This window comes from Rhodococcus sp. NPDC059968 (assembly GCF_042738615.1).
Taxonomy (GTDB): domain Bacteria; phylum Actinomycetota; class Actinomycetes; order Mycobacteriales; family Mycobacteriaceae; genus Rhodococcus_F.
The window spans coordinates 64,603-76,747 of the sequence record NZ_JBHWUE010000053.1 but is presented as its reverse complement, the minus strand read 5'-3'; the positions used below and the strand labels follow the sequence as shown (position 1 = coordinate 76,747).

The following is a 12,145-nucleotide window of genomic DNA, read 5'->3' as shown; positions in this document are numbered from 1 at the left end:
AGCACCATCCGACGCGCCGTGTTACCCCAGGTCGGCAACCGACGGGCGGCCCGAACGACCGACCATGATCAACTTATCCAGGAAACTCCCGCTAGGCCTGCGTAGAGGTCCGGCTTACCGAAGAAGCGTTCTCCGATGTCCTGGTCGTCGTCCTCTGCGAGAGCTGTGACGAGCGAAACCAGCATTGCCAGGGCCGGTGCCGCCTCCACCGGCAGCCCCAGCTGTTCCGCGTACACGCGGATCAACAGAACTTGGCCATACTCGTCGAAATCGAATCCGCGCGGGGCGACAAGTTGCCCGGAACGGTCGAAGTCGGCGGCCTCGACCATTTCTGCCAATGGCAATGTCGGCACTGCGAACGCCGCCGGATCGTCGACCAGGAGCTGCCAGACCTCCTCTTCCAGATCGACTACCGCGCTCTCGGTCAACCGCTGAGTGAACCGCGGCGCAAGATCGGGAGCGTCCGCAACCGGCTCGGCGACGAAGTCGAGGTGCACCCCACTGTCCGACGTCGAAAGCGCGAGAAGGTCTCCGGGAGAACGCTGCACAAGGGTGCCCTTCGGAAGGACGAGAACTGCCTCATCCGACCAGGGCCCGCCGTCCACGCCTCTCACAGCCAGCTCGTCAGCGTGCTCGCCGCCGAACGCGACCGCGAAGCCATCGACCTCGGGCTCCCCGGATGCGAGGTGCAGGAGTGGCTCGAAATCCTCCATCTCCACGACGTCGGCCGAGATCTCCCACGCGGTGAGGCGGTGCGTGAGGACGCGTCCCGAGAGCAGAACGTCGAGCGCGACGTTCCGGCCGTCAGGGAGATATCCGAGTAGCGGCGCCTCGAGGTCCACCACGTCTTCGAGCAGCTCGTGTATGTCACCCCTGCCCGAATCTGCAAGCGCGACTGCCAGCTCCCGGTCGGAAAGGGGGCCGCGCTCCCGCAGCAAACCCATAGCGGCATCGAGCAGTTCGTCTTGGTCTGCGATCACGGATCCGATCGTAGTGACGACTCCGTCACGGCGACGGGTGTCGGGCACGACTGCGCACAAACTGCAGGCGACACGCCGGGCGTGCGCTGCACTACTGCGCACTCGGCGAGGAGCGACAGATTCTTCCCAGGTTGTTCTAAGGTTCTTCGGGGAAGCTGGTCGGCATGAGTGAAGACCGACGGATTTCCCGCCTGCTTCCCGTTCGCCGCGTCCTGGCGGCAGCCGGAATCGCCGGACTGGTCGCCGGTGGTGGTATGGCGGCGGCAGCGGACCCCGCGACCCCCGATTCGGCGGTGGCGGCGCCCCTCGTCTCGGCAGGATTCGGCGCACCGGACGCCCTGTCCAGCGGTTCCTGAGATCCCGAGACCGGAGAACCACCACATGACCAGCGCACGCAGCGCAACCGAATGGTCCACCTGGGGTGTGCACGCACGCATCGTCGTCACCGACCCCGATGCTCTGAGCTCGGCGTCGAATCTGATCCGCGGATACCTCGCGGCCGCCGATGCCGCCGTCAACCGGGACCGCGGGGACGCCGAGATCCGCTCGCTCGACGCGGGCCCGAACACGGTCACACCGATGTTCGCGCGGTTCCTCACCGATGCCCTCGCCGCTGCGCGCACCACGGAGGGCGCACTCGACCCCACGGCGTCGGCCCTCGCACCCCAGTCGTGGCGATCGATCACCGTCGATGGCACCGAGGTCACGCTCCCCGCCGGGGTGGAACTCGATCTGACGGCCACCGCCCGGGCCAGTTCCGCGGACCATTGTGCGTCGACGACGGCGGAGCTGCTCGGGTGTGGCGTCCTGGTGGCGCTCGGCGGAGACATCGCCACCGCCGGGCCCACACCACCGGGCGGCTGGCAGGTCCAGGTCCAGGACCTGCCGGGCGACCCCACCTGCCAGGTGTCGATCCCGTCGGGTGCGGCCGTCGCGACGGCCAGCACCGTCAAACCCCTGCACCCCGACTCGATCTCGTTGTGGCGGACCGTGTCCGTGGTGGCCGAGTCGTGCACCACCGCGCACGCATCGAGCGCGGCGGCGGTCGGGATGGGCGGCGGTGCGGTCGACTGGCTCACCAACCTCGAGCTGCCTGCCCGGCTGGTGGATCAGGAGTTCCGGGTGGTCACCCTGGGCGGGTGGCCGAGCTAGCTCCAGCTATTCCTGCAGGCGAACCGTGTACTGGGCGTCGCGCAGGGCGTCGAGGAGATCCTGCCGGTGTCCGGGGCCACGGGTCTCGACCGTGAGGAACACCTCCACCTCGTCGAGCGCGAGCGCGCCGCCGGTGCGGGAGTGGACGACGTCCACGACGCTGGCGCCGTTGCCGCTGATCACCCCGAGGAGACTGACCAAACCACCCGGTCGGTCCGGAATGGTCACGTGCACACCGAGATACCGTCCGGCCGCCCGAAGACCGTGATTGACGACATGGGTCAGCAGCAACGGGTCGATGTTGCCGCCGGACAGCACCGCGCACACCTTCCCGGTGAGTCCCAGCTCTTCCGTCGAGCAGCTGATCAACGCGGCCACCGCCGCCGCGCCCGCAGGCTCCACGATGAGCTTCGCGCGTTCGAGGCACAGGAGCAGCGCCCGGGACAGGGCGTCCTCGCTGACCGTGACGATGGCGTCGACCTGCGAGCCGACGTGCGCGAACGGCACGTCGCCGGGCCGGCCGACCGCGATGCCGTCGGCCATGGTCGACATGGCCTCCAGCGGAATCGGGCGGCCCTCCGCCAGCGAACGCGGCCAGGCGGCCGCCTGTTCGGCCTGGACGCCGACGATCCGCACGTCCGGCCGGGTGGCCTTCACCGCCGCGGCGATGCCCGCGATCAGCCCACCACCGCCGGTCGGGACGACGACCGTGCCGACGTCGGGTTCCTGCTCGAGGATCTCGAGCCCCACGGTCCCCTGCCCGGCGACGATGTCGACGTGATCGAAGGGATGGATCAGGACGGCGCCGGTCTCGTCCGCGAACTCCTTCGCGGCGACGAGCGCGTCGTCCACCGTGTCGCCGGTGAGATGGACGGTGGCGCCGTACGCCTTCGTGGCGACGAGTTTCGGAAGAGGCGCGCCGGTGGGCATGAACACGGTGGACGGGATGCCCAGTTCCGTAGCCGCCCAGGCCACGCCCTGCGCGTGATTGCCCGCGCTGGCCGCCACGACCCCGCAGGCCCGTTCGGCGACCGACAGATTCGCGATCCGGTTGTACGCACCGCGCGGTTTGAAAGATCCTGTGCGCTGCAGATTTTCGCACTTCAGCGACACCACGTGCCCGCATCGTTCCGACAGCGCCCGGGACGCGATCACCGGCGTCCGGCGCATGACGGGGTCCAGCAGCTTACGAGCTGCTCTGATCTGATCCAGCGTGACAGGCTCCACGCGGGCCAGCATAAGGCCTTCGGCCCGTGCGCCTTTTTGGTAGCGGTGGCTACCAAAAAGGCGCACGAGCGGCGAAGCCGCCTACTACTTCAGCGCTTGCTCGATGTCGCCCACGAGGTCGGCGGCATCCTCGATCCCGACGGACAGGCGAACCAGGTCGTCCGGGACCTCGAGGAGCGAACCGGCGGTGGAGGCGTGGGTCATGGCGCCCGGATGCTCGATCAGCGATTCGACGCCGCCGAGCGACTCGGCCAGCGTGAAGATCTCGGTGCGCGAGCAGAAGTCCAGCGCGGCCTGCTTGCCGCCGGCGAGGCGGACGGAGATCATGCCGCCGAAGCGGCGCATCTGCTTCTCCGCGACCTTGTGGCCGGGGTGCGACTCGAGTCCTGGGTAGATCACCTGGGACACCGCGGAGTGGCCGGCGAGCAGTTCGACGACCTTCTCGGCGTTGTCGCTGTGCCGCTCCATGCGCAGGGAAAGGGTCTTGATGCCGCGGAGCGTGAGGAACGCGTCGAAGGGTCCGGGGACGGCGCCTGCACCGTTCTGCAGGAACGCGAACGCCGTGTCGAGCTCCTCGTCGTTGGTGACGAGTGCGCCACCGACGACGTCGGAGTGACCGCCGATGTACTTGGTGGTCGAATGCAGCGCGACGTCGGCACCGAGCTGCAGCGGTTGCTGCAGGTACGGCGACGCGAACGTGTTGTCGACGACAATCTTCGCGCCGGCGTCGTGCGCCACGTCGGACAGCGCCTCGATGTCACCGATGTTGAGGAGCGGGTTGGTGGGCGTCTCGACCCACACGAGCTTGGTGTTGGGCCGGATCGCTGCCCGGACCGCGTCCACGTCGGACACCGCGGCGGGCGTGTACTCGATGCCCCACTGGGTGAAGACCTTGTCGATCAGGCGGAACGTTCCGCCGTAGGCGTCGTTCGGGATGACGAGGTGGTCGCCGGGGCGGAGCGCGGCACGGAGCAGGCAGTCGGTGGCGGCCATGCCGGAGCCGAAGGCACGACCGTACGTGCCCGATTCGAGGGCGGCGAGGTTGGCCTCGAGCGGTCGTCGGGTGGGGTTACCGGTGCGGGCGTATTCGAATCCGTTACGCATGCCGCCGACGCCGTCCTGCGCGAACGTCGAACTCGCGTAGATCGGGACGTTGACGGCGCCCGTCTGCGGGTCGGGGTCGAATCCTGCGTGCACGGCCTTGGTGGAGAACCCCTGCCAGCTGATGTTGTCCGCTTTGCTGCGCTGCTCACTCATGGCCCCCACACTAGTGGGGACCTAATTCTCCAGATACTCCGCGATGGCGAAGGCCACGTCGAGCTTGGTTGCGTCGCTGACGGAGGGGTCGAGTGCGTTGACGATGATGCTGTGTTCCGGGGTGAGCAGCGCCATGGCCACGACGTCGAGGACCACCCCGCCGAACTCCGCGGAACGGGGGTCCGGGACGACGTTCGTTCCGTTCCGCATCTCGACGAGGACGGCAGGATCCGTCACCTGCGGCTTGACCGACGCGGTGATGGTGCTCATGACGTTGGTCGGCCCCTTGGACCATGAGCAGGTCGGATCGGTCGATCCGGGCAGGACGGCCTCGGTGAGATGCGGCCGATCCGACACCAGACGACCGAGCGCCTTCGTCAGCGCAGCGCAGTCGGCGGACGCGTCCGAAGAAGAGGTGCCCGAAGACACCGAGTCGACGTCCGACGATCCCGATTGTGCGACCGCGGCACCCTCGATGCTGTTCCCGCATCCGGCGGCGGCGAACCCGAGCAGGGCGACCGGGACCACCAGAACACGACGTAGAGCACTCACTGTGACTCCCCCTCACGGACACCGGACCGGTACCCCGCTGTGCACCGTACGTTCCGTGCGCAGCGGGGACCAGTGTTGGCGCGCCCGGCCCTCGACGTGTCGTCTAGGAGCCGGCGCTGAGGAAACCGAGAAGGTCGTGGCGGGTGATGACCCCGGCGGGCTTGCCGTCGTCGACGACCATCAGCGCGTCGGTGTCGCCGAGCGCCTTGGTGGCGGCCGATACGGGCTCGCCCGAACCGATGAGCGGGAACGGCTTGCTCATGTGCTTCTCCACCGGGTCGGCCAGGTGCGCGCGTCCCTCGAACACGGCACTCAGCAGGTCGCGCTCGGTGACACTGCCCGCCACTTCACCGGCCATGACGGGCGGCTCCGCACCGACGACGGGCATCTGGGACACCCCGTACTCGCGGAGGATCTCGATGGCGTCGCGCAGTGTCTCGGACGGGTGGGTGTGGACGAGGTCCGGGAGTTCGCCGGACTTGCCGCGCAGCACGTCGCCGACGGTCTTCTCGTCGGGCTTGCCGTCGAGCGGGGTGCGGAGGAACCCGTAGGACGCCATCCACTTGTCGTTGAAGATCTTCGACAGGTATCCGCGGCCACCGTCCGGCAGCAGCACGACGATGACGGCGTCGGGGCCCTCGCGCTTGGCGACCTCGAGTGCGGCGACGACGGCCATGCCGCAGGAGCCGCCGACCAGCAAGCCCTCTTCGCGGGCCAGACGACGGGTCATCTCGAAGGAGTCGGCGTCGGACACGGCGATGATCTCGTCGGGGATGGACGGGTCGTAAGCGCTCGGCCAGAAGTCCTCGCCCACGCCCTCGACCAGGTACGGACGGCCGGTGCCACCCGAGTACACGGAACCCTCGGGGTCGGCGCCGATGACCTTGACCTTGCCGCCGGACACCTCCTTGAGGTAGCGGCCGGTGCCGGTGATGGTGCCACCGGTGCCGACGCCCGCGACGAAGTGGGTGATCTTGCCGTCGGTGTCGGCCCAGATCTCGGGGCCGGTGGTCTCGTAGTGGCTCTGCGGGCCGCCCGGGTTGGAGTACTGGTTGGGCTTCCAGCCGCCGGGGAGCTCGCGTGCAAGCCGGTCGGAGACGCTGTAATAACTGTCCGGGTGCTCCGGCGCGACCGCGGTGGGGCACACCACGACCTCGGCGCCGTAGGCCTTGAGAACGTTCCGCTTGTCTTCGCTGACCTTGTCGGGGCAGACGAACACGCACTTGTATCCGCGCTTCTGGGCCACCAGGGCGAGGCCGATGCCGGTGTTGCCGGACGTGGGCTCGACGATGGTCCCGCCCGGCTTCAGCTCACCGGACGCCTCCGCGGCGTCGATCATCTTGACCGCGATACGGTCCTTCGAGCTTCCACCCGGATTGAGGTATTCGATCTTGGCTGCAACGGTCCCGTGGTTCTCCCCGATGACAGAAGAGAGCTTGACGAGAGGGGTGTTGCCGATCAGGTCGACGACGTGTTCCGCGATGCGCATGCCTCCATGCTCCCAGATGCCCTGATCCGATGCTCACGGACGTCCGGCACGGGGGCCCCGATCCGACTAGATTGGTGCGGACGCAGTCCGCTGGAACCCGTGAGATGAGCACCAGGTAGCGGAAAGGTGAGACCAGTGCCCAAGAGGACCTGGCAGACCGGAGTGAAGGCCGGCGCCGCGGCTGTCGTGGCAGGTTCGAGCGCAGGCACGCTGTCGTGGGCGGCGTACTCCTATCTGATGTCCCAGGCGACGACGGCCCGCGGTGTGATCGGGCACAACGTCGCCAAGCCGCCGGAGGCCGACGGCGTCTACTCCCCCGGCGCCGCGGTCCCCGAACGCTGGGTGCGGACCACGCCGTACGACGTCCATCTGATGATCTTCGGCGACTCCACGGCTGCCGGGGTGGGATGCCTGTCGGCGGACGAAGTGCCCGGCGTGCAGATCGCGCGGCGCCTCGCCGACGAGACCGGCAGGCGGATCCGGCTGAGCACCAAGGCCATCGGCGGTGCCACGTCCCGCGGACTCAGCGGGCAGGTGGACGCGATGTTCGTGGCCGGACCGCCGCCGGACGCCGCGGTGATCCTGGTCGGCGCGAACGACGTGACGTCAAAGAACTCCATCCGGGCGTCGGCGCGCAGGCTCGGGGAGGCCGTCGAACGGCTCCGCGCCCACGACTGCGCGGTCGTGGTCGGAACGTGCCCCGACCTCGGGGTGGTGACCGCGATTCCGCAGCCCCTGCGGACCGTCGTCCGGACGTGGGGTTTGCGGCTGGCCCGGGCGCAGGCGGCCGCGACCAGCGCGGCGGGAGGCCACCCGGTGGCGCTGGCCGACCTGCTGGCGCCCGAGTTCCTGGCGGCTCCCGACCGGATGTTCTCCTCCGACCACTTCCACCCGTCGGCGGCGGGGTACGAATTGGCGGCGATCCAGATCGTGCCCGTTCTCGCGACCGCCCTCGGCATGTGGCACGGCGGCCCGCTGCCCGACCTGCCCGAGGTGTCGGAGGCCGCGGAATCACGCAAGCTGTCGACCCGAATGACAGCCTCGCTCAACCGTTTTCTGTGGCGACGCACTGCGAGGCGACGCGCACCTGCCAGCCTCGACGAACTCCTCGCGATCGAGGAGGCGTCCGCGTCCAGGACGCGACGGGTCGCTGAGTGAGATGGCGATGCCCCCGGTGCCGCCCGGCAACGTAAGTTGTCGGGAAGGCCACAAAACGGGTGGTCTGCAACACAGTGCAGACCCCCGCAATTGACAAAGGAGTTTTCATGCCCGAGGCAGTCATCGTCTCCGCAGTACGCTCACCGATCGGCCGAGCCATGAAGGGCTCGCTCAAGACCATCCGCCCGGATGATCTGACGACGCAGATGGTGGCCGCAGCGCTGGCGAAGGTCCCCGAACTCGATCCCACCGAGATCGACGACCTGCTCCTCGGCTGCGGTCAGCCCGCCGGCCAGTCGGGTTTCAACATCGCCCGCGTCGTCGCGGTGGAACTGGGCTACGACTTCCTGCCCGGCGTCACCGTCAACCGCTACTGTTCCTCCTCGCTGCAGACCACCCGCATGGCACTGCACGCGATCAAGGCCGGCGAGGGCGACGTGTTCATCTCCGCCGGCGTCGAGTCGGTGTCCAGCTTCGTCACCGGCAACGCCGACGGCCTGCCGAACACCAAGAACCCGAGGTTCGCCGACGCCGAGGCGCGCACCGCGACGCTCGCCGAGGGCGGCGTCGCCTGGACCGACCCGCGTGAGAACGAGCAGATTCCCGACGTCTACATCGCCATGGGCCAGACGGCCGAGAACGTCGCATCGGCCACCGGCATCACCCGCGAGGAGCAGGACCACTGGGGCGTCCGCTCCCAGAACCGCGCGGAGGAAGCCATCAAGAACGGCTTCTTCGAGCGGGAGATCACCCCGGTCACCCTCCCCGACGGCACCGTCGTGTCCACCGACGACGGCCCGCGCGCCGGCACCACCTACGAGGGCATCAGCCAGCTCAAGCCCGTGTTCCGGCCGGACGGCACCGTCACCGCAGGCAACGCGTGCCCGCTCAACGACGGCGCCGCCGCGCTCGTCATCATGTCCGACACCAAGGCCAAGGCCCTCGGCCTGACCCCGCTGGCCCGGATCGTGTCCACCGGTGTGTCCGGACTGTCCCCCGAGATCATGGGCCTCGGCCCGATCGAGGCCGTCAAGAAGGCCCTCGCCATCGCGGGCAAGTCCATCTCCGACATCGACCTGTTCGAGATCAACGAGGCGTTCGCCGTCCAGGTTCTCGGATCGGCCCGCGAACTGAAGATCGACGAGGACAAGCTGAACATCTCCGGCGGCGCCATCGCCCTCGGCCACCCGTTCGGCATGACCGGTGCCCGCATCACCAACACCCTGCTCAACAACCTGCGCGAGCAGGACAAGACGTTCGGCGTCGAGACCATGTGTGTCGGCGGCGGGCAGGGCATGGCAATGGTCCTCGAGCGCCTGAGTTAGGCGGCTCCGCCGCTCGTGCGCCTTTTTGGTAGCGGTAGCGACCAGAACGGCGCACGGGCGCGAAGCGCGAGAAGGCCCCGAGAGCTTCTGCTCTCGGGGCCTTCTCGCGCTTTCGCGCCTAGTCGCTGTTGAAGTAGCTCAGGAGTCGCAGGATCTCGACGTACAGCCACACGAGGGTGACGGTGAGCCCGAATGCGACGCCCCATGCGGCCTTCTCCGGCGCCTGGGCGCGGATCAGCTGGTCGGCGGCGTCGAAGTCCAGCAGGAAGCTGAATGCGGCGATACCTATGCAGACGAGGCTGAAGATGATCGCCACGGGACCGCCGTCGCGGAGGCCGAGGCCGCCTTCGGTGAAGAAGCTGGCGATCACGTTGCCGAGGACGAGGACGACGACACCGATGAGGGCGCCGATGATCATCCGGGTCAGGCGGGGCGTGACTCGGATCGCGCCCGTCTTGTAGACGACGAGCATGCCGAAGAACACGCCGAACGTGCCGAGTACGGCCTGGCCGATGAGCGCCGCTCCGCCGACTCCGCCGAACGTGATGTCGGTGAACATGAACGACAGGGCGCCGAGGAACAGGCCCTCCGCCACCGCGTAGGCGAGGACGATGCCCGGGTTGTCCATCTTGCGGCCGAACGTGGCCACGAGGACCAGCACGAGACCGACGAGGCCACCGCCGATGACCAACGGGCCCGCGAGGTTCGCGTTGTTGCTCACCAGGAAGTAGGAGATGATCGCCGACACCGTGAGCACGCCGAGCGTGACACCCGTCTTGGTAACGACGTCGTCGATGGTCATCGAACGGTAGTCGGGGCCCGTCCGGTAGGGCTCGGCCTGCGTGTACTGGGGCTGGCCGAACTGCTGCGTGACCTGCGCTGCGCCGGCCGTCGTAGATCCGAACGAGGCGTATCCGCCGCTGCCCTCTTGTTTGGGCAGGTTGCGGAACACCGGGTTACTGGTGGTGCGCACCGTGCACATCCCTTCTCGTGGCTCGCCGGGTGGATCCGGGTTTCTTGTACGTTGAACGTCCCGCACCCACCGCAAGTTCCCGTTCGTCGCTTTCGGGTCGGACAATTCGGACTCTACCGGTGCCGCGGGGACACCCGCCAGACGAGGCCGGTCGGCGTGGCGGTCAGGCCACCGATCGGGTGACGGTGAATTTGGGATTCCGGCCGACGACGTCTGTCGGACCGACGAGCCGCTGCAACCGGCCCCGGTATCCGAGATGCGAGTTGTACACGGTCCACAATTCGCCGCCGGGCCGGAGCACCCGCCCGGCTTCGGTGAACATCTTCGACGCGCCTCCGGTGTGGACGGCCGCGCCCACGTGGAACGGCGGGTTGCACAGGACGACGTCCTGGCTGTCGGTGGCGAGGGTGGACATGGCGTCGTCGCGCAGCGGGCTGACCCGTCCGTCGAGTCCGTTGACGCGGGCGGTGGCGGCCGCCGACGCGACCGCAGCGGAGGACTGGTCGGTGGCGATCACCGACACTTCCGGGAGGAGCCGGGCGAGGCTGACGGCGAGAATGCCCGTTCCGCACCCGAGGTCGACCGCGGCCCGCGCGCCGGGGTTCACGCGGGGAAGGAAGTCGAGGAGATACCTGGTCCCGATGTCCAGCTTGGGCCCGGCGAACGCGGCCCCGTACGACACGACGTCCAGCCCGATCTCGGCGAGGTGCTCGGTGACGGGGTACGTCTGCTGCGCCATTTCCACCGGACCACTCGCGATCAGCACCCGCGACTTCTGCCTGCCGAGGGTCGCGTGGACGTCGGAGAACGAACGCCCGAGCACGTCGTTCATGGCGGTGGAGATGTGCTTGTTGCGTCCGCCCGCGTAGACGACGACGGACGGGTCGGCGTGGCGTGCGATCGCCTCGGCGACCTCGGTCAGTTCGCCGAGGCTCCGCGGCAGTTGCATCAGCACGACCGTTGCGCCCGCGAGCAGCTCCTCACCGAGCGCGCACGGCCGGTAGCGGTCGGCGAGCCCGACCGTCGCGGCGTTGGCGGCGAGCGCCAGTTCGCCGGTCAGCGGGTCCTGGTGCACGCGGATCCCGGTGGAGCCGTGCGTCGCCGCAGCGCCGAGGGTGAGTGCACCGTAGTGGTCGCCGATCACGGCGAGCGTCCCGGGTCGCGCCGCCGACAGGGCCGCCGCGGCCTCGTCGAGGATCAGCCGGTCGGCGGCGTCGACGGCCGTCAGGTTGGGGGCCTCGACGTCGGGACGGCGACGGAGGCGGGCGAACAGGGCGTCCCGGTCGAACACTTCGGAGTCGAGCACGTTACTGCGACACCCACTGCGCGACGTCGGCGACGGGTTCCCGGTGGGTGCGGAATCCGTTGACGGGATTCTCCATGTCGGGGTAGCCGAACGAGATCGCGCAGACGACCCGACGGTCCTCCTCGAGCGAGAAGAAGTCGTGGATGAACCGCGAACTTCCCGCGACAGCGGCCTGCGGAATGGTCGCCACTCCGAGACTCTGCGCGGCGAGCAGGAACGTCTCGACGTACAGGCCGCAGTCCACGGCGCCGTACGTTCCGAGTGCTTCGTGGGTGGTGACGATCGCGACGTGCGGCGCGCCGAACAGGTCGAAGTTCTTCATCGTCTGCTCGGCCGACGCGGCCCGGTCCCCGGGCGCGATACCGACGCTGGCGTACAGCTGCATGGCACACTCGCGGCGGCGCAACTTGTGCTCGCCCACGTATTCGCGGGGCCACTCGAAGTCGGACTCCTGCGGGTGGGTGCGGACGTACTCCGCCAGCCCGGAACGGAACCGCTCGGTCCCCTCCCGCTCGGTGATCGCGACCTGCCACGGCTGCGTGTTGCACCACGACGGCGTCTGCTGGGCGAGCTCGAGGATCCGCTCGATCACATCGCGCGGCACCTGCGCCGGTAGGTAAGCCCTGCAACTGATTCGCGCGTCGAGGAGCTGGGCCAGGGTCTGCTCGGCCAGGCTCGTGTCCGCTGCCGCAATGCCGGTATCCGTCACCGTCGAATTCTCCTCGG

The 12,145-nt window shown here is 68.7% G+C and carries 12 protein-coding genes; 4 read left to right on the top strand and 8 right to left on the bottom strand.

Annotation, left to right across the window (positions count from 1 at the left end):
- Positions 1 to 68: 68 nt before the first annotated feature.
- Positions 69 to 980 (bottom strand): hypothetical protein, encoded by a 912-nt coding sequence (locus ACFWAY_RS33415; protein WP_378513561.1) that lies wholly within the window; start codon positions 978 to 980, stop codon positions 69 to 71.
- 164 nt (positions 981 to 1,144) lie between these two features.
- On the opposite strand from ACFWAY_RS33415, the gene ACFWAY_RS33410 reads away from it, so the two are divergent.
- Both ACFWAY_RS33410 and ACFWAY_RS33405 read left to right on the top strand, forming a co-directional pair.
- On the top strand, positions 1,145 to 1,336 hold the full coding sequence (locus ACFWAY_RS33410; RefSeq protein ID WP_378513560.1) for a hypothetical protein: 192 nt from the start codon (positions 1,145 to 1,147) through the stop codon (positions 1,334 to 1,336).
- A gap of 25 nt (positions 1,337 to 1,361) precedes the next feature.
- Entirely contained in the window at positions 1,362 to 2,132 is a 771-nt protein-coding gene (locus ACFWAY_RS33405) for an FAD:protein FMN transferase (RefSeq protein WP_378513559.1), read from the top strand.
- A 6-nt stretch (positions 2,133 to 2,138) separates the two neighbouring features.
- Here ACFWAY_RS33405 and ilvA read toward each other — a convergent pair whose 3' ends face one another.
- The 4 genes from ilvA to ACFWAY_RS33385 form a co-directional block, all read right to left on the bottom strand.
- Positions 2,139 to 3,371 (bottom strand): threonine ammonia-lyase, encoded by a 1,233-nt coding sequence (ilvA, locus tag ACFWAY_RS33400; RefSeq protein ID WP_378513558.1) that lies wholly within the window; start codon positions 3,369 to 3,371, stop codon positions 2,139 to 2,141.
- Positions 3,372 to 3,443: 72 nt separating this feature from the next.
- On the bottom strand, positions 3,444 to 4,616 hold the full coding sequence (locus tag ACFWAY_RS33395; RefSeq protein ID WP_378451669.1) for a cystathionine gamma-synthase: 1,173 nt from the start codon (positions 4,614 to 4,616) through the stop codon (positions 3,444 to 3,446).
- A gap of 21 nt (positions 4,617 to 4,637) precedes the next feature.
- Complete coding sequence (locus ACFWAY_RS33390; protein ID WP_378451733.1) at positions 4,638 to 5,144, bottom strand: hypothetical protein; 507 nt, start codon at positions 5,142 to 5,144, stop codon at positions 4,638 to 4,640.
- A 127-nt stretch (positions 5,145 to 5,271) separates the two neighbouring features.
- The gene (locus tag ACFWAY_RS33385) at positions 5,272 to 6,657 is read right to left on the bottom strand and encodes a cystathionine beta-synthase (protein WP_005255744.1); all 1,386 of its coding nucleotides are present in this window, start codon (positions 6,655 to 6,657) and stop codon (positions 5,272 to 5,274) included.
- Positions 6,658 to 6,792: 135 nt separating this feature from the next.
- Here ACFWAY_RS33385 and ACFWAY_RS33380 point away from each other — a divergent pair, with 135 nt between their 5' ends.
- Together ACFWAY_RS33380 and ACFWAY_RS33375 are read left to right on the top strand one after the other, a co-directional pair.
- Positions 6,793 to 7,815, top strand: coding sequence for an SGNH/GDSL hydrolase family protein (locus tag ACFWAY_RS33380; protein ID WP_378513557.1), 1,023 nt, complete (start codon positions 6,793 to 6,795; stop codon positions 7,813 to 7,815).
- Between the two features lie 107 nt (positions 7,816 to 7,922).
- The gene (locus ACFWAY_RS33375; protein ID WP_378513556.1) at positions 7,923 to 9,140 is read left to right on the top strand and encodes an acetyl-CoA C-acetyltransferase; all 1,218 of its coding nucleotides are present in this window, start codon (positions 7,923 to 7,925) and stop codon (positions 9,138 to 9,140) included.
- A gap of 118 nt (positions 9,141 to 9,258) precedes the next feature.
- Here the strand turns inward: ACFWAY_RS33375 and ACFWAY_RS33370 are convergent, their stop codons facing one another.
- The 3 genes from ACFWAY_RS33370 to ACFWAY_RS33360 form a co-directional block, all read right to left on the bottom strand.
- A complete protein-coding gene (locus tag ACFWAY_RS33370) occupies positions 9,259 to 10,113 on the bottom strand; it encodes a Bax inhibitor-1/YccA family protein (protein WP_378474141.1) in 855 nt (284 codons plus the stop codon).
- A 163-nt stretch (positions 10,114 to 10,276) separates the two neighbouring features.
- A complete protein-coding gene (locus tag ACFWAY_RS33365) occupies positions 10,277 to 11,419 on the bottom strand; it encodes a class I SAM-dependent methyltransferase (RefSeq protein WP_378513555.1) in 1,143 nt (380 codons plus the stop codon).
- Position 11,420: 1 nt separating this feature from the next.
- Entirely contained in the window at positions 11,421 to 12,128 is a 708-nt protein-coding gene (locus ACFWAY_RS33360) for a nitroreductase (RefSeq protein ID WP_378513554.1), read from the bottom strand.
- Positions 12,129 to 12,145 lie beyond the last annotated feature (17 nt).